A 19,815-nucleotide genomic window follows, 5' to 3' on the forward strand; every position below is an offset into this window, starting at 1 on the left:
TCCGTCTTTTCAAGGACTTAGTGATGGGCAAGACAGTCAGCAAGCTCGAACTGGCCGAGATCATTGGTCGTGATGAGCGGACCCTGAGCCGTTGGCAGAAGGACGGCATGCCAGTGATCGAGTTCGGCGTGGGTCGTGGCAACGAAAACCAGTACGACACCCAGCTGGTGATCGAATGGCTAATGCGACAGGCCGCACTGAACGGCAAGAAAGAATCGACGCGTGACCGCCTTGACCGATTGCGCGGTGACCGCGAAGAAATCGCGTTGGCCCGTGAGCTGGGCGAGGTGGTGATTGAGGCCGAAATGGTTGAGCGCTTCGAGGCGGTGATTACTGCCGCGAAGATCGAGCTGCTCAATACCTTCCCTGATGAGGTGGCGGCGACGTTATCAGCCAGGTACGGCGTGCAGGTCGATGACCAGCTGATCCGCGAGCCCATCGAATCAATACTGAGGAGGTTGTCCGCGTATGACGAGGACGACGATCTCGCTGGGGATTTTGACGAGTCGGACGACCAGGAGGGCTCTGAAGAAGACGGCGAGTAAAGCCATGGCCCGGGTCTGCCGTAAGTGGGCGCCCCCGCCAAGAATGACCATCGCCGAATGGGCCGACAGATTCCGCTGGCTGGCCCCCGAAGAGTCAGCTGCACCAGGTAAGTACCGCTTCGAGATGACCCCGCACCTGATCTGGCCGGGTGGACCGCTAGAAGCGCTGGACGATCCGAACGTATTCGAGATCGTGGGGCGCAAGTCAGCCCAGGTAGCCTGGACGTCGGGCGTGCTGGGTAACGCCATCGGCAAATGGATTGATCTCGACCCTTCGCCCATCTTGATCCTGTTTCCCAAGGCTGAAGCGGCCAAGCAGTACGTCGCGGAAAAGCTGGAGCCGATGATCGAAGCTACCAAGCGGCTGCGGAAGAAGGTCGACCTGCGCAGTCGAAAGTTGCAGCAGCGCCAGGACTTCAAGCGGTTCCCCGGCGGCTTTCTGAAAATGGTGGGCTCCAACAGCCCGGCCAGTGTGAAGTCCACGCCGGTGCCACGGGTCGCCATTGAAGAGCCTGATGATTGCAACCTGAACCTGCGGGGGCAGGGGGACAGCATCAAACTGGCGAAAGAGCGTCTCAAGACGTTCCGCCGGTCGAAGATCATCATCGGTGGCACGCCGACTATCAAGGGGCTGTCTGCCATCGACGCCGAGCTTGAGCTATCCGATAAGCGTGTTGGCTTGGTGCCGTGCCACGGTTGTGGCCAGTCCCACGCGCTGAGCTTCGACCACCTGCACTGCGACGAAGACGAGCATTACTTCCACGAGGTTTATGGCAAGCGCAGACCGGAAACGGCTTACTACGCGTGCCCGCACTGCGGCGAGATCTGGGATGACCATCAGAAGAACGCCAACCTCGCGCATGGATACTGGGAAGCGACGGCTGAATTCCGTGGTATCGCCGGCTACATCCTCAATGAGTTGTATGCCAAGTTCCATGGCTCCCGCTTCGAGGTGCTGATGGAAAAGAAGCTGCAGGCGGAATACGCCGTGCGGCAGGGCAACATCGGTCCGATGATTGCCTTCACCAACAGCTCAATGGGTGAAAGCTACGAGTACAAGAGCGACGCGCCCAAGACGGACGAGCTGGAGAAGCGCGCCGAGCCTTATGCCGAGCTGACTGCTCCGAAGGGCACGCTATTGGTCACGGTCGGCGTCGACGTTCAGGGTGATCGTCTCGCCCTGGTCATGGTCGGTTGGGGGAGGGGCGAGGAGTCCTGGCGATTGTACTGGGGCGAGCTACCAGGCAACCCCATCGATCCGCACGACCCGGTGTGGACAGAATTGGACAAGATCATCGCGACGCCCATACCTACCGAAAGCGGTGCGCAGCTTGCCGTGTCGGCAGTCAGCGTCGATAGCTCTGACGGTAATACCAGCGATGCGGTGTACACCTACGTTCGAGATCGCCAGCGTTTCAACATCATGGCAATCAAGGGCGCATCCATCGACAGCCGGGATAGGGAGATTTTCACCAAGCCGGCCCAGTCGGCAGACACCAGCCAGGACAACACCAAGGCCTCGAAGTACGGCTTGCGCGTGTTTATCGTCGGTACCCACAAGGCCAAGACGCTTATCGATGGCCGGATGAAGCTCAAGGGAGCTGGGCCGGGGCGGATGCACTGGTACAGCGAGATCCGCTCGGATTACTACGAGCAGGTGACCAACGAGGTGCTGGCACCGCACCCGCGTAATCCCAGCAAGATGGTCTGGCAGAAAAAAGCAGGCCGGCGCAACGAGGCGCTGGACTGCGAGGTGTACGCCTTGCACGCGGCTCGCAGCCTGAAGACGCACCTGCTGCGTGATCACGAATGGGACCAGCTGGAGCAGCAGCTGCTTCAGCCCACCCTCTTCACAACTGAGCAGGCGGTGGCGCCGGTTCCCCGCCGTGCGGTTGCGCGCGGCAGAGGCACACGGAGCCGCGTCAGCTAATCGAGGTTCACCATGACAGATGCACAACAACGTCTCGACGAGGTCCGGGCGGCGATCTCGAACGTCCTGAAAAACGGGCAACGCTTGCGGCGACAGGATCGAGAGGTCCAGCTGGCTGAGCTGAACAGCTTGCGCTTGCTGGAGAAACAGTACGCCACCGAGGTTGCTGCGGAGACGGCTGCCCGGCAGGGCCGTGGCCGTAACCGCGTTTCCTACGTGGGGATCTGACCATGTGGCCGTTCCGAAAGCGGGATTCGGCTGCCGAGCAGCTAATGACCGAAGCTATTCGTGTGGCAAGAGCATCAGTCGAGGGGCAGCAGATCGTCGCCCAGGGCGGCGGCGGTGGCGTCGAAACCCGCTGGCGGGGCGCCTCTCGGGTGCTGCGCAGCGTTTCCAGCTGGATCCCTGGCCTGGGTAGCCCTCGGCGTGACTTTAACCACAGCGAGCGCCGCATGCTGGTGGCCCGCTCCCGCGATGCGATGCGCAATCACTTGATCGCCCGCGCGGCGATTACCCGGTTGCGTACCAACGTCGTGGGTACCGGGCTGGTCTGCCGTGCCCAGGTCGATCATGAGGCGTTGGGCTTGACCGAGGAAGAGGCAGAGCAGCTCAACAGCCAGCTGGACCGCCTGTGGTCGCTGTACGCCGATGATCCACGTGAGTGCGATGCCGAAGCATCGCTCAACCACTACCAACTGCAGGCCTTGGTGCTTGTCTCGTCAATGCTGGCAGGTGACGTTTTTGTTGCCAGCCCCGATCAGGAGCGGCCTGGTTGCATCTTCAGCACCCGATTGCAGCTGATCGAGTCGGACCGTGTAGGCAACCCGAACGGCGGAATGGATCGGGCGGACTTGGTAGAGGGCGTGGAGTTCGACGGACTGGGCGCTCCAGTTGCTTACCACGTATGCACTGGCTACCCCGGTGAGCATGTGCTGGGCAAGTCTCTGCAGTGGGAGCGGCTGATGGTGTTCGGTGCTGAAACCGGGCGTCGTCGGGTGCTGCATGTAATGGCTGACAAAGAGCGGCCAGGGCAGAAGCGCGGCGCACCGTACCTGTCCCCAGTGCTTGAGCCACTGCAGAAGCTGGAGCGGTACAGCAGCGCAGAGCTGATGGCAGCGGTGATCTCGGCAATGTTCACCGTTTTCATCAAGAAGGGCGACAACTTCAATAATAACAACCTGCCCATGTCCGCACTGACGGAGGAGCAACCGGGAGGTGATGACACCTCCGACGGTGCAATAGCACTGGGGGAAGGGGCCATCGTTGACCTGGGCGTGGGTGAGGAGCCAGTGGTGGCCAACCCCAGCCGGCCCAACGCCCAGTTCGATCCGTTCTTCACCGCAGTGGTGAAAGAAATCGGCGCCGCATTGGAGCTGCCGCTGGAGGAATTGCTGTTGCATTACAGCAGCAGCTACAGCGCTGCCCGGGCGGCCATGCTACAGGCCTGGCGGTTTTACAGCCTACGCCGCTGGTGGCTGGCTTGTGATTTCTGCCAGCCAAGCCGCGAGTTGATCATCGACGAGGCCGTTGCACGGGGGTTGGTCGAACTTCCGGGTTACAACGACCCAGCCAAGCGCAAGGCCTATTGCCAGGCAATCTGGATTGGCCCGGCCCGTGGCGCGATCGATGAGCTTAAGGAAGCCAATGCGGCGGGTAAGCGCATCGAGATCGGCGTGAGCAACGAGACGCTGGAGACGGCTGCCATGACCGGTGAGCCCTGGCAGCAGGTGATCCGTCAGCGCACTCGCGAAGTTACCTACCGACGCGAGCACAACATGCAGGCCCTGCCAAAGAGCGGGCTTGAGCCTTCGCCTGAATCCAACCCCAAAGAGGAATAAACATGCCTCGAGCACTTGAGCTGGCTGCCTCGCAGCCCTGGCTGATGATGCCCGACGCCTTGGACAACCTGCTGACCATCTCCGACCGCATGGGCGATCCGGTGGCGCTGGCGACCAAGCGCGGTGAGCGACTGGACGAAACCCGACGAGTCACCATGCGCGGCAGCGTGGCGGTGGTGCCAGTCACCGGCCCGATCTTTCGGTACGCCAACCTTTTCACCGAGATCAGCGGAGCAACCAGCACCCAGATCCTGGCGACCGACATCCAGCGCGCGCTGGACGACCCCAAGGTCAAATCCATCGTGCTCAACATCGACAGTCCAGGTGGCGTGGCCTCGGGCATCAACGAACTGGCCGAGATGATCTACGCCGGGCGGGACCGCAAACGGATTGTTGCCTACATCGGCGGCATCGGTGCTAGCGCGGCCTACTGGATCGCCTCAGCAGCGGGCGAGATCGTTATCGATGAGGCCAGCCTGGCTGGCAGCATCGGCGTCGTTGTAGAGGCCGTGGTCGAAGACGAAAAGAAGACCGGTCGCACGCGCTATCAGATTGTCAGTCGCAACGCACCGAACAAGCGGCCCGACCTCGGCACTGAGGAAGGCCGCGCCAAGATGGGCGAGACCATCGACGCGATGGCTGAAGTTTTCGTGGGCAAGGTTGCCCGCAACCTGGGCGTGGCTGCCGAAAAAGTGCCCGAGATGGGCGACCACGGCGGCATTCGTGTCGGCGTCGACGCCGTCAAGCACGGCCTGGCCCACCGCGTGGGCTCGCTGGAATCCCTGATCACCGAACTGGCCAAGCCGGCCATCAACTCTCCAAGGATACACACCATGACTACCGTCAAGACCACGGCAGAACTGCGCGCGGCCATTGCCGCTGGCACCGACCCAAACACTATCGAGATCGCCCAGGCCGATCAGCCTGACACCGCAGCGATCCGTGCCGAGGCCGCTACCGCTGAGCGCGAGCGCATCAAGGGTATCAACAGCCTGGCAGTCAAAGGCTTCGAGAAGGAAATCGGTGCGGCAATCGACGATGGCAGCTCAGTGGAAGCCACCGCGCTGGTGCTGTTCAAGGCCTCACAGGATCGCGGTATCTCGCTAGCCGGGATCAAGGGCGATGCGCAAGGCGTCACCGGCACCACCCCGCCGGAAGGCGGCAAAGGAGGCGAGCGCAAGGTCGCCGTCAGCGCAATCGTGTCTGGCGCAGCGCGCCGTTAATTAGGAGCCCCTCATGGCAAACCCCGACCGCAAGACCTACCTGCCGCGCGAACTCTCGGCAGGTGATTTCCCCATCGTGATGGACACCGGCGTCATCGCTGCTGGCCAGCAGTTGTCCCGTGGTGCTGTGCTGGGCCAGGTCACCGGCTCTGGTGAATATCTGCTGTGCAAGGCCGCAGCTGAGGACGGCTCCCAGGCGCCTACGGCGATCCTCGATCAGGACGTAGACGCCACCGATGGCGCAAAAAGTGCGCCCATTCGCCTGACCGGCCAAGTGCTGGGCAGTCAACTCACCCTTGGTGAGGGCTTGACCCTGGCGGCTGCGAAAGCGGCGCTGCGTCCTCTCTGCCTTTTCGTTCGTTAATCGGAGCCCACATGACTGACATTTTCGACACCCTGACCATGCTGGAAGCCGTTGAGCAGATGCCGACGCCGCGTCGCTTCCTCATGGACACTTTCTTCAACGCCTCTGCCCCCGAGACCTTCCCGACCGAGACGGTGACTATCGACATCGTGAAAGGGCAGCGCAAAATGGCGCCGTTCGTTCATCCAACCCTGCCGGGCAGCGTGTCGCTGCGCACCGGCTTCTCGTCGTCCACCTACCAGCCGCCCTACATTCAGCCCAAGCGCGTGACGCGGGCCGAGCAGATCCTGAAGCGCAGTGCTGGTGAAACGCCATTCTCGACCCGTACCGCCCTGGAGCGTGCTGGCGAGCGGCTCGGCCGTGACCTGGTGGACCTCGACGGTGAGATCACCCGCCGTGAAGAGTGGATGTGCGCCCAGGCACTGACCACCGGGCGTATCCGGGTTGTTGGTGACGGGGTGGACGACACGATCGACTTCCTGATGGAGGACACCCATAAGGTCGCCCTCGCCACCGGCCGTTGGAATACGGCAGGTTCCGACCCCATTGCCAACCTGCGTCAATGGCGCCGCCTGATCGCCAAAGACTCCGGGCGGTCTGCCAACGTCGCGGTGCTTAGTGGCGAGGCGCAGGATGCCTTCCAGAGCAATGAACTGGTGATGAAGCAGCTAAACACCCGGCGTGTGGATATGGGCTTGATCAAGCCAGAAGAGTTGCCCGACGGGGTCACTTACTTGGGCTACCTAAATGACCCAGGTGTCGATCTTTACACGTATGACGAGTGGTACCTGGCTGATGAGGGCGGTGAGATGCCGATGGTGCCAGCTGGTGGACTGATCCTTGGTTCCACCTCGACCCGTAACGCCATGCTGTACGCGGCTATTCAGGACTTGGACGCCATCGAGAGTGGCCTGGTAGAAGCTGCGCGTTTCCCGAAGAGCTGGGTCACCAAAGAGCCGAGCCAGCGCTGGCTGAAGTTGCAGTCGGCCCCGCTGCCCGGGATGTTGGAACCAAACGCTTTCCTCTACGCCAAGGTGGTGTGACATGGCTGCCAAGATCGAGTACGTGGTGGCGGACGGCTGCATTCAGGATGGGACAAACGTCGTCCAAAAGGGTGAGGTCTTCATGTCGTCCAACAAGGAGGTGCTGGAGCTGCTTATCGAAGAGGGGAAGATTACTCCTCGCGGCAAGCTGCCGAGCAAGGACGAACAAGACGGCGGTGACTGATCGTGGGCTTCCGTGACCAGGTGGCGTTCATGGACCGGGCGCTGCTGGATGCCCTGGGTGACGAGGCTGAAATCGAAGGGGTAGCCGATCCGGTACCGGGATTCTTTTCGGCCCCCTGGCTCCAGCCCAAGCTTGGCCAGATCAACACAGGGGTCCGCGAGCCAGTTTTTGCGGTTCGCATCGCCCAGGCGAATGGCATTAAGGAGGGGATGCACCTGGTGATCAAGCTTGCGCCCGAGGATGGTGGTGGGCGTTACGTCATCGCGGGCAGGAAGCCTGACGGGACCGGTTGGATCAACCTGACACTGCGTGAGGTGCGTTCATGAGTGTTGGCAGTTACCACAAGGAGTCGGCAAGCAGCGGCCTGATCACGCTGCAGGCAAGGCCCCAAGACGTAAGAGGCTTTGAGCAGTTCGCTCAGTTGGTGCCCAAAGCTATTGCTGCAGCGCAGCGGCGAGCCATCAATAAGACCCTTCGCTGGCTCAGAGGCAAGATTGCCCGCGAAGTAGGTGTTCAGGAGCGCATCGCTATATCTGCCGTGCGAAAGCGCTTGCTGGCTTACCCAATGGGCAGCAACGGTCAGGGCAAGCTTTGGTTCGGGATCAAACCGATTGAGGCCAGCCGCGCTGGTCGGCCTCGGCAAACTCGCGCCGGGGTATCGGTAGCGGGGCGGCATTACAAAGGTGCCTTCTACCGCCGTGTTTATGGCGACCAGGCTGATATCTGGATCCGTGCGGGCAGCAAGCATTTCACGGATGAAGACTACCCCGACAGCATGATCGAGGTGCGTCGAAAGGGGCGCTCGGGTTGGATTGCTGAATCCAGCAGCATTGGCCGTTTCCCGCTAGCCAAGGCAAAAATCTCACTTGAAGACGTCCGGCCTCATTTCGAGACCTGGACCAATCGCGCCCACGACCGGTTGCTAGTGGTCATGAAGCAAGAGTTGAACTTCGAGCTGCAAAAATTTTTGCGGAGGACTGGCAATGGCTGATGAGCCGATACCGCTTTCCCAGATATACGCTGCGATTGAGCAGCACATCGGGGCTGCAATACCTGGTCTCGCTTATGTCGGAACCATGCCAGCAGGCATCGATGTCGTTCCGGTGCCAGCCGTCGTGTTGGAGCTGGCCGGGTTTGATGATGCGGACAAGGATCCGGGTACCGGTGAGACCGCAGTTGATGCCCGTTTTGAGGCGCGCGTGATCGTGGGGGCCGAAGAGGAAAACTGCCTCCATGTAGCTGCGTTTGTCTCGGCTCAACTGGCTGTGTTGCTGCGTATGCAGTCATGGGGCTTGGCTGTGGAGTTCGCCCAGTTTGTGCGGGCGGAGCGGGACTGGAGCCGGCCAGAGCTGGATAGTTTCGCGGTTTGGGTCGTCGAATGGACTCAGATTATTTACCTGGGCGAAGAGGAGTGGCCCTGGCCACGAGAGCCCGGCCCATTGAAGTTCGCCTTCGACCCGGACAGTGGCCCCGGCAACGAGGATCAGTATCGAGAGCCGGAGGCGCTGGCATGAGTTACGCGGCCGCGCAGATGGACCGCATGCTGGCCGGCCTGGTGATCCCCTGTTACGTCGTGGCGGTCGACCTGGTCGCCGCCAAGGTGCGGGTGACCGACGGCGGCGACTGGACGAGCGCCTGGGTGCGCTGGCATGCCCTTGCCGCTGGCAAGGCCCGCCACTGGCGCGCGCCGAGCATGGGCGAGCAGGGTGTGCTGGTGAGCCCGAGCGGCGAGCCTGCGCAAGGGACGTTCGTTCCAGGGCTGTATGGCAACGCTGGTGCCCAGCCGGACAACCGCGACCATGTCGAGGTGTGGCGTTTCGATGATGGCGGCTCCCTGGCCTACGACTGGGCGGCCAAGAGCTACACCATCAAGCTGCCCAGTGGCACGGTCAACATCGAGGTCGGCAGCAGCAAGGCAGTGATCACTGACGCTGCGATCAATGCCGAGTCGGCCGCGATCAAGGCCAAGGCGCCGGTCATCACCTTGGAAGGCAGCGTGGAGATTGTCGGGCCGTTACGAGTAACGGGCGACATCCTCGGCCTTGGGAAAATCATCGACACCGCCGGGAACACGGCGAACCACAAGCACTGACAGCCCGCATTCGCGGGCTTTGTCTTTTCTGGAGCATCACATATGGCAGTCAAGAAAACCGCCGAGACTGACGCGGCAGCGGATGCGGCCGAATCCGCAGTTGTACCTGGTGCCGACGGCACCGACACCATCCTTGCAGCCGCTGAGCCGGCCGGCGTGACCTTCACCGACCGCGTTTTCACCTCGCGCTCGCTATTCCTGCAGGCCGGTGACGACCTGCGCGAGTTCAAGGTGCAGGCCGGCCGCGTGACCGTCCAGGCCGACAACGCCGAGGCGCTGGCGTTTTTGCGTGGCCATGCCGACCTGCAGCAACTGGACGGCTAAGCATGATTGGCCTGGACCGCAGGACCGGCCAGAAATCCACCGGCCTCGATCATCTGAAACAGTCGATTGAGGACATCCTGACCACGCCCTTGGGTAGTCGCCGCATGCGGCCTGAATACGGCTGCAACCTGCGCCGCTTTGTCGACCTGCCGGTTAACGAGGGCTGGAAAAGCGCCGTGCAGGCCGAGGTCGCCCGCGCCCTGGGGCGCTGGGAGCCGCGCCTGCAGCTGGAGCGGGTCAAGGTCGTTTCGGTGCTGGATGGCCAGATCGGCCTGTTGCTGACAGGCCAGTACCTGGGTAGCTCGGCCGTTGTGGAGGTGAGCGCATGATTGACCTGTCTTTACTGCCCCCGCCCGATGTGGTGGAAACCCTGGAGTTTGAGACGCTCTATCAAGAGGTGCTTGGCATCTTCCGCGCCCATATGGGCGATCAGTGGACCGCGCTTCTTGAGTCCGATCCGGTGGTCAAGCTGATGGAGGTCATGGCTTACCGTGAGCTGATGGTGCGCGCCCGTGTCAACGCGGCTGCCAAGGCCAGCTTGCTGGCCTACGCCAAGGGCGCCGACCTCGACAATCGCGCGGCTGATTACGGCGTGCAACGACTGACCATCCGGGCAGCTGACCCTGACGCGGTGCCGCCGGTGGCGGCGGTGATGGAAAGTGACGTGGCGCTGCGCTACCGCACGCGGCTGTCGCTGGAAGCGCTGTCCGTCGCCGGCAGTAGCGGGGCGTATGAGTATCACGCGCTGAGTTCGTCGGCCGAGCTGGTTCACGTCTCGGTCGATTCGCCCCGGTTTTCCGGAGTACCGGTGCCAGCCTCGGTAAAAGCGCAGTTGCCGGCCGGGGCCATTGTCGTGGTCTGCGACTACGACGCCGGCCTGGTTAACCCGCTGCCCGGCGATGTTTCGCTGGCCGTGTTGGCACGGCCTGATAGCGCGGTGCCCGAGGCGCAGCTGGTGACCACTGTCCTCAAGGCGCTGTCGGCCGATGACGTGCGGCCGGTGACGGATCGGCCGCGCGTACAGGGCGGTATCCCGACTGACTTTCAGGTTGAGGCGGTGCTATGGATGGAGGATGGGCCAGACCCTGACGTTGTCCGTGCAGCCGCTAGAGTCAGCCTGGATGTCGCCATCGCAGATGCGCGACGGCTGGAGGGGCAGTTGCCTGTCTCGGCTATCTACGCGGCGTTACATGTAACGGGAGTTGGCCGTGTCGACCTGATCAAGCCGGTGGAAGGGGTGGTGTGTGACAAGCGGCATTATCCGCGCGCCACGTCCATTGTCCTGACCACCAAGGTGGTCACATGAGCCTGTTACCGCACAACGCCACGCTGCTGGAGCGCTCGCTGGAGCGTGCCGGCGAGTTTGGCGTGGACCCGGACATTATCCGGGGCGTGGCCGAGTCGGCGCGCTGCCCGCCTAACTTCCTGCCTTGGTTGGGCTGGGCGCTCAAGGTTGAAGGCTGGGAAGCCGCCTACACCGACGAGCAGCGCCGCGCGCTAATCCGCGAGGCAATTCCGGTGCACAAGACCAAGGGTACCGTCGGCGCAGTCCGGCGGGTGCTCAAGGCGGTGCGGGTCAACGCGGAGTTCAAAGAGTGGCACCAGATACCAAACGCCGCGCCATACACATTCCAGGTCACGGCCTGGGCCAACGAAAACCGGGCGGGTGAGGGTTCGATTATCTCGCCCGAGCTGGGCGCGCGTTTGCGTGCCCTGGTCGACGCGGCGAAGAACGAGCGCAGCCACTACGAGTTTCGGCTGGGTGCCCGCTTCGACGGCGGCCTGGTGCTCGGCAACGCCTTTCAGGCGCGGGCCGTGCAGCACCGCTCCATGGATGCCCAGGCGGTGCCCGTCGACCTCATGGCGCAGACGGTGCTGTTTGCCAATGTGCTCAATGCGTCCAGCGTATCCCGGCAATTTGCCGAGGCGCAGGGCGTACCCATTCAAGCAGAAGGTGCCCCGCTGGTAGCCAACGCGGCGCAGGTCCGCACGGTCGTGCGGGGCTACATGGAGGCTGTTCTATGAGTACAGGCTTGCAACCTGTCATCACCAAGGCCGGCCTGGCGGCGATCCTGACGGCAACGAAAACCGGTCTCTCGGCCGAGATTAGCCATATCGCCTTGGGCAGCCAGGCCTACACCCCAAGCGCCGAGCAGAAGACCCTGCGCAACGAGGTGGCGCGCTTCCCGATTTCCAGCGGCGAGAAGTTGAGTAGCACGCTGTTGCACCTGACCGCTGTCGCCGATGGCGCAACAGCGTACTGGGTGCGCGAGGTCGGCATTTTCCTTAAGGACGGCACTCTGTTGGCGGTCTGGTCGCACCTGACCGAGGCGTTGGCCTACAAGGCCGCCAACATCGACCTGCTGCTGGCCTACGACCTGTCGCTGGCGGCGCTGCCGGCGGACAGCGTGACCATCGTCAGTTCAGCTGCCGGCCTCAACCTGACGCTGGCCGAGCCCTTGGCGGCGCTGTCCACCGCACTCATTGCCGAGCAGGTGCGCGGCATGGAGAAGGGCGAGCGCCTGGACAGCCTGGAGCGCTTGGCGCGAATCGCCGGCGAGCAGATCGGCGGCTTGCTCGTGCGGGTGGAGGCTGCAGAGAAGGCCGCCACCGAAACACGGGATGGCCTGTTGAGCTTGGCTGTAGCCAATGCCACCGGGCTTATGACCATTCAACTCAACCAAATTCAAAAACTACTCGGAGCTTGACGTATGAGTCTCGAAAATGAAGTCGCCGGTTTGGCGTCTGTTTGCAACAAACTGGTCGATACAGTTAACGGCAGGATGGCCGGCATCAACGCTGCCGTGGCTGCAGCGGTTGCTGCAGCGCCGTTGATGGTCCGCGGCTACTGGGTGGACCCACAACTGGGCGATGACGCCAATGGCCTGGGAACCGAGGCGAGCCCATTCAAGACCGTGCAACGGGCCGTCGACGCTACCCCGGACTGTGGTCGGGTGACCGTATGGCTGGCCAAGGACTACGTACTGGATAGAAGCATCACCACGAACGGGCGTCAGGTGGTCATTGGTGCGTTGCCTGGCTCTGGTCGTCGACTGATTCTCAATGAGTTCACCCCGGAAGGCGACACCCTGCCACGCATGGGGTCGTTCTGGATGTCGGGCGGCTCGAACCTCCAGTTGCTTAACGTGACGCTCAGCCTGCCGGCATCGAGCGCCGGCGATCTGAGCGCCTACTACGCCCTCTGTTTTGCCAGTGGGTCGTCGGCTCCGATCATCATGCAGGTGCGCATGTACAACTGCGCGTTCGAGCTGCGTGGCACCTTCCGGGGCAAGCTGATCGGTCCAGGCTCGGCACTTTTTGCGCTGTCCATGACCGGCACGGCGGTGCCTTCGGCCCTCAATGGCTCGCTGATTGTTGGCGTTGCTGCGGGCACCCTGTCCAAAGATCTGGGCCACATCATCACCAACCTGTCGAGCCTGTGAGGCGATCATGCAAAAAACCTTTTTGAACGTCGTCTTTGGCGAGATCAACTACAACGGCTTCGACTTCGAGGCACTGCCCATTGGTGCTGCGCTGCTGGTGGCACAGCAGCAAATCGACCAGGCGGCCGACCAGGCGCTGGCGGCGGTACTGGGCGATCCGCTGCGCGCCATCGAGAACCAGCTGGCCGAGGGTGAGGCGAAGGCCTTCAAGCAGGCGGGTTACGCCGGTGAGGTGCCGCTGACCGTACAGGCCATGGTCGATGCCCAAGGCGTCGAGCCCGTGGAGGCGGCTGAGTCGATCCTGCAGGAGGCGCAGGCGTGGCACGCGGCCGTTTGCTCCATCCGTGCGGCCCGTCTCAAAGGCAAGGTCGAGGTGCTCAAGGCGACTACCCATGCGCAGGCTGAAAGCTACGCCGACGGGGCGATCAACGCCATTCGCGCGAGCGTTCCGGGCGCTGTCTGACCCCCTCGCTGCATTCCCTTGAGCGCCCCGTTTTCGGGGCGTTTTTATTTCTGCAGGGCCGCCGCGTGCGGCCCTTTCTTTTGGAGCTATCCCATGGCTGGATTCTTTCACGGCGTTACCGTAACGAACGTCGACACCGGCGCGCGTAACGTTGCGCTGCCGTCTTCCTCGATCATTGGCCTGGTCGACACCTTCACCGAGGGCGCGAACGTCTCGGCCAAAGTTGGTGACCTGTTCCTGATTACCAACGAGCGCGAGGCCGTTGCCGCGTTCGGTGCCGATGCTGCCATCACCAAGGCCTGCCGGGCGATCTATACGCGTTCTAAGGCGGTTATTGTCGCCACGGGCGTGGCCAAGGTGGCTGACGGCGCCGCGCAGACTTCCGCGATCATTGGCGGGGTGCAGGCCAGCGGCAAGCGTACCGGCCTGCAGGCGCTGCTGGACGGCAAGAGCCGCTTCAACGCCCAGCCGCGCCTGATCGTCGCGCCCAAGCACAGCGCGACCCTGGCGGTGGCCACCGCCATGGACTCCATTGCGGCCAAGCTGCGCGCCGTGGCGATCATCGACGGCCCCAACACTACCGACGAGGCCGCCACCGCCTACGCCAAATCGTTCGGCTCCAAGCGCATTTACATGGTCGATCCGGGCGTGCAGGTGTGGGACACCGCTACCAACGCGACCATCGACGCGCCGGCCTCGGCGTGGGCTGCAGGCGTGTTCGCCTGGACCGACAGTGAGTATGGCTTCTGGTCCTCGCCATCGAACAAAGAGTTCGTCGGCATCACCGGCACCACCCGCGCCATCGAGTACCTGGATGGCGATGAGACGTGCCGGGCCAACCTGCTCAACAACGCCAATATCGCGACCATCATCCGTGACGACGGATTCCGCCTGTGGGGTAACCGCACGCTGTCGAGCGATCCGAAGTGGGCGTTCGTCACCCGCGTGCGAACCATGGACATGGTCATGGACGCGATCCTGTACGGGCACAAATGGGCGGTGGACCGGGGTATTACCTCGACCTATATCCGCGACGTAACCGAAGGCCTGCAGGCCTTCATGCGCGACCTGAAAGCCCAGGGCGCAATCATCAACTTCGAGGTCTATGCCGACCCGGTGCTCAACACGGCCAGCCAACTGGAGCAGGGCAAGGTGTACTGGAACATCCGCTTCACCGACGTACCGCCGGCCGAAAACCCGAATTTCCGTATCGAAGTCACCAATCAATGGCTGACCGAAGTCCTCGACCAAGTCGCGTAAGGAGCGCATCACATGGCAATGATTCCCGAGATATTGGCCAACATGAACCTGTTTGTGGACGGCCTCAGCTTCCAGGGCGATGTTCCCAGCCTGACCCTGCCCAAGCTCACGCTGAAAATGGAGGAGCACCGGCCCGGTGGCATGGATATGCCGATTGAGATGGATGTGGGCATGGACAAGATGGAGTCCAACTTCACCACCACCGGGGTGCGCAAAGAGTCCTTGAAATTCTTCGGCCTGGCTGACGGCAACGCGTTCAACGGGACGTTCCGGGGTTCGTTCAAGGGCCAGCGGGGCGAGACCAAAGCGGTGATCGTCACTCAGCGCGGCACCCTGAAGGAGCTGGATATGGGGGACTGGAAGCCGGGCGACAAGGCTGAGTTCAAGCACTCCGTGGCGTTGACCTATTACAAGCTCGAGGTCGGTGGTGAGGTCATCTATGAGATCGATCCAGTGGCGATGAAGCGCGTCATCAACGGTGTCGACCAGCTGGCCAGCCAGCGCCGCGACCTCGGCCTGTAGTCCCCTACAACCCTTCCGCATTCCTTTCTGATTCAAGGACACCGAGTCATGAGCAAGCCAGCACCGAAGTACCTCAAGCTGACCGCTGAAAATGTCACCGTCACCCTGACCAAGCCAACCGAGATGAATGGTATCAAGGTGGACACCATCACCCTGCGCGCGCCGACCGTTCGCGATATGCGCATGTCCAGCCAGACCTCGGACGGCGACGAGGAGCAACGCGAGCTGAACCTGTTCGCCTCCCTGGCCGAGGTCAGTGTCAAGGACCTGGAGGGCCTGACCTACAAGGATTACAACCGTGTCTCGACCGGTTACACCTTTCTGGTGCGCGAGGACGAACTGTAATCCCGAAAGCATGAAGGCCGCCGCCAAGCGACTGGCGGCCGAGCTGAATTTCTCGGCCGAGGAAATCATGACCATGTCCTATGCCGACGTGGTCTGGTGGCTTACAGATTGAGCTTTTCATAGGGGGCTCCGGTGGCGAACAAACTAGCGTTAGCGCTGGTGATCGGCGGCACGGTCGCCTCATCGGTAGGCGCCGCATTCAAAACGGTTGAAAACGGCATCCAGAGGTTGGAGGCCAAGGGCAACAGGGCCAAGGTGCTGAAAAGCACGATTGGCGAAACCATCAAGCTGCGGGAGGAGTGGAAGCGCGCCCACGACAGTGGTGCCGCCGGCGCCGACAAGCTTTTGCGCAAGCTGAACGGCAACCTTGAGGCGCTGCGCAACCAAGGCGTCGAAGTCGGGCGCCTTAAGCGTGAGTATCAGCGCCTTGGCCGCGAAGCTCGTGCCGCCGGTCTGCAGATGAAGGGACACCAGCAGCTGCAGGCGGGCAAGGAATCGCTTAAGTCGAACGTAGGAAAGGCAGTGGCGGCCACGGCCGCTGTTGCCGCGCCGACGATGATCAGCGCGAATTACCAGGCGATCATCCGCGACATTGCGATCAAGGCTGACATCGTCAACAAGCCAGAGGAACAGCAGCTAACCCGGACGGTGATCGACACGGCCTCTGACACCGGGATGGCGCGCAACGACGTGGCCGCCCTGGTCAACCAGTTGGTCGGCGCCGGCATGGAGCTGGATAAAGCGCTGGCCTATGCGCCGGTGGCGGCCAAGTTCGCCGTCGGTCAAGGCGCCTCGGGCGTCGACACGGCGTCAATGATCCAGGCGCTCGAGCAGAATGCCAAGATCAGCGACCCGAAGGTCATGCAGCAGGCGCTGGAGGCCATCGCCTACCAGGGTCAGGCGGGTAGCTTCGAGGCCAGCGATATGGCCCGGTGGTTCCCACAACTGCTGGCCGGTATGGAGAAGAGCGGCATCACCGGGCTGGATGCGGTGACGTCGCTGGGCTCCATGCTGCAGGTCCAGATGAAGACCGCCGGCGGTTCTGACGAGGCTGCAAACAACCTCAAGAACTGGATGGAGAAAATCGGTTCCGGCGAGGTGGTCAAGGCCTACAAAGACGCCGGCATTGATTATCAGGCTTCGCTGAACACCGGCCTGCAGAAGGGGATGAACGTCATTGAGGCGTCCATGGCCCTGGCCATGAGATACGTTGAAAAGACCGACCCGGACAAGGCCAAGAAGATCGAGGCGGCCAAGGCGCAAATCGACAAGGAGGTCGACCCGGAGAAGGCCAGGGCAGCACTGGACGCCTTGGAGAAGACCCTGCGTACCGGCGATATCTTTGCCGACATGCAGGTCAAGGCGGCGCTGACCGCCTACGGGCAGAATCGGGGCCTGTATCAGGAGCTGAAGGCCAACTCTGCCAACGCGCAGAAGGTCGGCGGCATCCTCGACAAGAATCTGGCCGAGCGTCGTGAAACCTCGGCTCAGCAATGGGCAGAGACGGTGCAGGCGTCTGACGACGCCATGCGCAGCATTGGCGATGCCATCCGCCCAGCGACTGACATGGCGGCCAAAGGGCTGACAGCAGTCGCCCGTGGCATCACCTCCCTGTCGGACACTTTTCCGGCGGTCGTGACGGGCATTGCTGGCACCGTGGCGGCCATCCTGGCGTTACGGACCGCGTCTAGCGCGTTCAAGATCGGCAAGGGTGTGGTCAACATCGCGCGCGGCCGTGGCCTGGAGCGTTTCGCCGGTCGTGCTGATCGTGGTGCACAGGCGCCCATCAAACTGCCCAAGACAGGCAACAAGGTGCTCGATACCGGTTTGGGTGCGTTGGGCAAGGTGTTTGGAGCCACGGCCAGTAATGACCCCGCCCCAATCGCCGACAGCGATCCGCAGCGCGTGTTTGTAGTCAATGCCGACGCTATTGGGCGGGTCGGTGGTAGCGTGGCTACTTCTGGGCCTGGCGAGTCCGGTAGTCGTCGTGCACGCCGTCGGCGGCGGCGTCGAGCTGATCCATCGACCAATGCGCGGCGCTCGCCTGTTCCGCCGGTAGCCAAGGCGCATTTGCCGGCGGCGGGCGTTGCGGCGCTCGCTGGTGCTGCCGAGGCAAACAAGCTGGGGCGTATGGTGCAAAGTGTGCGCGGCATCACCAAGGCTGCCGGCAAGCTGCCTGGGGGCAAGCTGATTGATGCGGTGCCCGGCGTGCTCGACGTAGCGCTGAATGCCGAAACCCAAGACGAGAAGGCCGAGGGTTACGGCGGTGTGGCGGGCGGCACGGCCGGGGCCATGGCGGGTGCGGCAGCAGGTGCGGCGATTGGCTCCATTGTGCCGGTAATTGGAAGCGCTGTGGGTGGTGTCGTTGGGGCGGTCCTGGGTGGCCTCGGCGGCGAGTCCGTCGGCGGCTGGCTGGGTAAGCGCTGGTTTGGTGAGGATGCGCCGGAGGCTGAAAGCAAGCCACAGGCGGCACCAGGTGAGGCGATACGCTTAACGCTGGAGCCGCAGGAGGCCAAGCCGGACGCCTCGGCTGTGCCCGATTTGGGCAAGCATGCGTTGGAAGTTTGGGGCACCGATAAGGCTGCCGTGCCACCTCCAGCACTAACGCCGGCTGTGGGTGATGCGGTGCGCAACGCCGGCAAGCCGGCCGAGCCTGCCATCCGGTCGGTGGCAGAAATGAGCGACGAGAAAATTGAGCGCCGCTATGACCAGCTGCCGGCCTTTGCCAAGCGAGATATGTTCGAAGCGGTTGGTGGCTTTTCAGGCACCAAGGCCGGGCTGGGTGAGGACTTTTCGCCGTCGCTGTCGCTTGACGCACCGCCTGTCCAGCCTAAGCCCGCGCCTGTGCCGGTTGATGCTGGTCAGGCGCTTGGGATGGCCCTTCGTGAGCTGGAAAAAGTGCCGCAGGTGCCGGCTACCGTTGCGCCGACCATCACCAGGGTCATGCAGCGTGGTCAGTCTGAGGTGCAGGTGGTCGACCAGAGTTCGCCCCTCGAGCGAACAGGATTGGGCGGTGTGGTACGCGACATGGCGGCCAAGTCGATTCTGGCGCCCCCGCGAATGCCCGAACCGCCCGAGCCAGCCAAGGCGGCCGCGTCGGTCCCGGTGCCGTCGCCGAAAGTAGATCAGGCGTTTTCGTTTGCGCCCAGCATCAAGATCGATGTGTTGGGTGATGTAAAGGACCCTTCCCAGGTCGTTCGCGAAATCGAGGCGCCCCTGCGGCAGCTGTTCGAGGCGTGGCAGCGCGAAGCATCGGCGCGTATGTCCTCGGCCCAGCTGTTCGATCAACCCCACGTTTAAGGAGGGCCTATGGCCTACATGGAGCAGCTGGAATCCTCCCTATCGGGGTTGATTTCAGCCGGGGAGGCGGGGCGCAAGGGCATGGACGGCATGCTGGCCCCACTCAATGGCGCGGTCAGCAGCATTACGGGCGCCGCGTCCGAGCTGGAAAACATCCCGTTTGTAGGGCCCGAGGCCGGTGCCAAGCTGGGGCGCATCGTGCGGAGTATCAATGTGGCCCAGTCTCAGGTGGGCCAAGTGGCTTCGATGTATAGCCGAGCCGTTACCGGCGCCGCCCAGGTTCAAGAGCGCCTGGGCACGTTTAAGACGATGGCGGCCAAGGTCACGGCCGAGGCTAAGCGGGTGGCGGGACTGGTTAGCCCGTCGCTGGCGAACATCCTGCCCTCGGGCGGGCTGATGGGCTCGGCTACGCCGCTGCCCGAGGCGGTCGCGCCATTTCCCCACCTGCTGATCATCCAGCCGCACGACCCCAAGCTGCAGCCGTATTACTTCAACCTGGACACCGCGCCCTTTGACGAGCTGCGCCGGCAGGCGTCGTTCCGCTGGGCCGGCCAGGAGCGCTTGCGCCGCAGTGTGGCGCAGCAAGCCGTTGGTCTGGGTGAGGAAAAGATAACGCTCAAGGGCGCGATCTTTCCCCACCACAAGGGCGGCATTAAGCAGCTGAACGTGCTGCGCAGCGTCGGCCGCAACCTGCAAGCGCTGAAGCTGGTCACGGGCTACGGCGAGGTACTGGGCGACTGGTGCCTGGTGAGTGTGGAGGAAGAACAGGGCCACCTGCTGGCAGGTGGCATCCCCCGGAAACAAGGGTTCACCCTAGAGTTTGTGAGCTATGGCAACGATCTGCAGAACGTCTAGCGGGGATTTGTTGGATGTGATCTGCCAGCACCATTACGGGCACCTCAATGGCACCGTCGAGGCGGTGCTGGAGGCCAANCCGGA

The 19,815-nt window shown here is 62.8% G+C and carries 25 protein-coding genes; all 25 read left to right on the plus strand.

Annotation, left to right across the window (positions count from 1 at the left end; genetic code table 11):
- Positions 1-23: 23 nt before the first annotated feature.
- The gene (locus JV551A3_RS07485) at positions 24-545 is read left to right on the plus strand and encodes a terminase small subunit (RefSeq protein WP_133978507.1); all 522 of its coding nucleotides are present in this window, start codon (positions 24-26) and stop codon (positions 543-545) included.
- A 43-nt stretch (positions 546-588) separates the two neighbouring features.
- Complete coding sequence (locus JV551A3_RS07490; RefSeq protein ID WP_205125937.1) at positions 589-2,475, plus strand: phage terminase large subunit family protein; 1,887 nt, start codon at positions 589-591, stop codon at positions 2,473-2,475.
- Between the two features lie 12 nt (positions 2,476-2,487).
- The gene (locus JV551A3_RS07495) at positions 2,488-2,703 is read left to right on the plus strand and encodes a hypothetical protein (protein ID WP_085625556.1); all 216 of its coding nucleotides are present in this window, start codon (positions 2,488-2,490) and stop codon (positions 2,701-2,703) included.
- Between the two features lie 2 nt (positions 2,704-2,705).
- Positions 2,706-4,313 (plus strand): phage portal protein, encoded by a 1,608-nt coding sequence (locus tag JV551A3_RS07500; RefSeq protein WP_133978511.1) that lies wholly within the window; start codon positions 2,706-2,708, stop codon positions 4,311-4,313.
- 2 nt (positions 4,314-4,315) lie between these two features.
- A complete protein-coding gene (locus JV551A3_RS07505) occupies positions 4,316-5,536 on the plus strand; it encodes a S49 family peptidase (protein WP_133978513.1) in 1,221 nt (406 codons plus the stop codon).
- Positions 5,537-5,549: 13 nt separating this feature from the next.
- Positions 5,550-5,900, plus strand: a complete 351-nt coding sequence (locus JV551A3_RS07510) for a head decoration protein (RefSeq protein WP_133978515.1) — start codon at positions 5,550-5,552, stop codon at positions 5,898-5,900.
- Positions 5,901-5,911: 11 nt separating this feature from the next.
- On the plus strand, positions 5,912-6,943 hold the full coding sequence (locus JV551A3_RS07515) for a major capsid protein (RefSeq protein WP_133978518.1): 1,032 nt from the start codon (positions 5,912-5,914) through the stop codon (positions 6,941-6,943).
- A gap of 1 nt (position 6,944) precedes the next feature.
- Entirely contained in the window at positions 6,945-7,127 is a 183-nt protein-coding gene (locus tag JV551A3_RS07520; RefSeq protein ID WP_133978521.1) for a hypothetical protein, read from the plus strand.
- Between the two features lie 29 nt (positions 7,128-7,156).
- Complete coding sequence (locus JV551A3_RS07525; protein ID WP_167494821.1) at positions 7,157-7,453, plus strand: head-tail joining protein; 297 nt, start codon at positions 7,157-7,159, stop codon at positions 7,451-7,453.
- A complete protein-coding gene (locus JV551A3_RS07530) occupies positions 7,450-8,118 on the plus strand; it encodes a hypothetical protein (protein ID WP_133978525.1) in 669 nt (222 codons plus the stop codon). The genes JV551A3_RS07525 and JV551A3_RS07530 overlap by 4 nt, the downstream gene beginning before the upstream one ends.
- Positions 8,111-8,641 (plus strand): hypothetical protein, encoded by a 531-nt coding sequence (locus tag JV551A3_RS07535; RefSeq protein WP_133978527.1) that lies wholly within the window; start codon positions 8,111-8,113, stop codon positions 8,639-8,641. Before JV551A3_RS07530 ends, JV551A3_RS07535 begins: the two co-directional genes overlap by 8 nt.
- Positions 8,638-9,219 carry a phage baseplate assembly protein V gene (locus tag JV551A3_RS07540; protein WP_122048374.1) on the plus strand — a complete coding sequence of 194 codons (582 nt, stop codon included), beginning with the start codon at positions 8,638-8,640 and terminating at the stop codon, positions 9,217-9,219. Before JV551A3_RS07535 ends, JV551A3_RS07540 begins: the two co-directional genes overlap by 4 nt.
- A 42-nt stretch (positions 9,220-9,261) precedes the next feature.
- Complete coding sequence (locus JV551A3_RS07545) at positions 9,262-9,543, plus strand: hypothetical protein (RefSeq protein WP_133978529.1); 282 nt, start codon at positions 9,262-9,264, stop codon at positions 9,541-9,543.
- Between the two features lie 2 nt (positions 9,544-9,545).
- Positions 9,546-9,872, plus strand: a complete 327-nt coding sequence (locus JV551A3_RS07550; protein WP_019096799.1) for a GPW/gp25 family protein — start codon at positions 9,546-9,548, stop codon at positions 9,870-9,872.
- Complete coding sequence (locus JV551A3_RS07555; RefSeq protein WP_133978530.1) at positions 9,869-10,849, plus strand: baseplate assembly protein; 981 nt, start codon at positions 9,869-9,871, stop codon at positions 10,847-10,849. The genes JV551A3_RS07550 and JV551A3_RS07555 overlap by 4 nt, the downstream gene beginning before the upstream one ends.
- The gene (locus JV551A3_RS07560) at positions 10,846-11,568 is read left to right on the plus strand and encodes a phage tail protein I (protein WP_133978532.1); all 723 of its coding nucleotides are present in this window, start codon (positions 10,846-10,848) and stop codon (positions 11,566-11,568) included. The genes JV551A3_RS07555 and JV551A3_RS07560 overlap by 4 nt, the downstream gene beginning before the upstream one ends.
- Positions 11,565-12,251, plus strand: a complete 687-nt coding sequence (locus JV551A3_RS07565; RefSeq protein WP_133978534.1) for a phage tail-collar fiber domain-containing protein — start codon at positions 11,565-11,567, stop codon at positions 12,249-12,251. Before JV551A3_RS07560 ends, JV551A3_RS07565 begins: the two co-directional genes overlap by 4 nt.
- 3 nt (positions 12,252-12,254) lie before the next feature.
- Positions 12,255-12,986: a hypothetical protein gene (locus JV551A3_RS07570; RefSeq protein WP_133978536.1), complete on the plus strand. Its 732-nt coding sequence runs from the start codon at positions 12,255-12,257 to the stop codon at positions 12,984-12,986.
- A 7-nt stretch (positions 12,987-12,993) separates the two neighbouring features.
- Complete coding sequence (locus tag JV551A3_RS07575; RefSeq protein ID WP_133978538.1) at positions 12,994-13,449, plus strand: hypothetical protein; 456 nt, start codon at positions 12,994-12,996, stop codon at positions 13,447-13,449.
- A gap of 93 nt (positions 13,450-13,542) precedes the next feature.
- Positions 13,543-14,709, plus strand: coding sequence for a phage tail sheath subtilisin-like domain-containing protein (locus JV551A3_RS07580; protein WP_133978540.1), 1,167 nt, complete (start codon positions 13,543-13,545; stop codon positions 14,707-14,709).
- A gap of 12 nt (positions 14,710-14,721) precedes the next feature.
- Positions 14,722-15,231: a phage major tail tube protein gene (locus JV551A3_RS07585; RefSeq protein ID WP_133978542.1), complete on the plus strand. Its 510-nt coding sequence runs from the start codon at positions 14,722-14,724 to the stop codon at positions 15,229-15,231.
- A 48-nt stretch (positions 15,232-15,279) separates the two neighbouring features.
- A complete protein-coding gene (locus tag JV551A3_RS07590) occupies positions 15,280-15,576 on the plus strand; it encodes a phage tail assembly protein (RefSeq protein ID WP_133978544.1) in 297 nt (98 codons plus the stop codon).
- A 132-nt stretch (positions 15,577-15,708) separates the two neighbouring features.
- Complete coding sequence (locus JV551A3_RS07595) at positions 15,709-18,876, plus strand: phage tail tape measure protein (RefSeq protein WP_133978545.1); 3,168 nt, start codon at positions 15,709-15,711, stop codon at positions 18,874-18,876.
- Positions 18,877-18,885: 9 nt separating this feature from the next.
- A complete protein-coding gene (locus JV551A3_RS07600; RefSeq protein WP_133978547.1) occupies positions 18,886-19,731 on the plus strand; it encodes a phage tail protein in 846 nt (281 codons plus the stop codon).
- Positions 19,706-19,815: tail protein X (locus JV551A3_RS07605; RefSeq protein ID WP_205125938.1), on the plus strand; the 110-nt coding region annotated here is incomplete at its 3' end. The genes JV551A3_RS07600 and JV551A3_RS07605, both read left to right, overlap by 26 nt.

The organism is Pseudomonas inefficax (assembly GCF_900277125.1).
Taxonomy (GTDB): Bacteria; Pseudomonadota; Gammaproteobacteria; order Pseudomonadales; family Pseudomonadaceae; genus Aquipseudomonas; species Aquipseudomonas inefficax.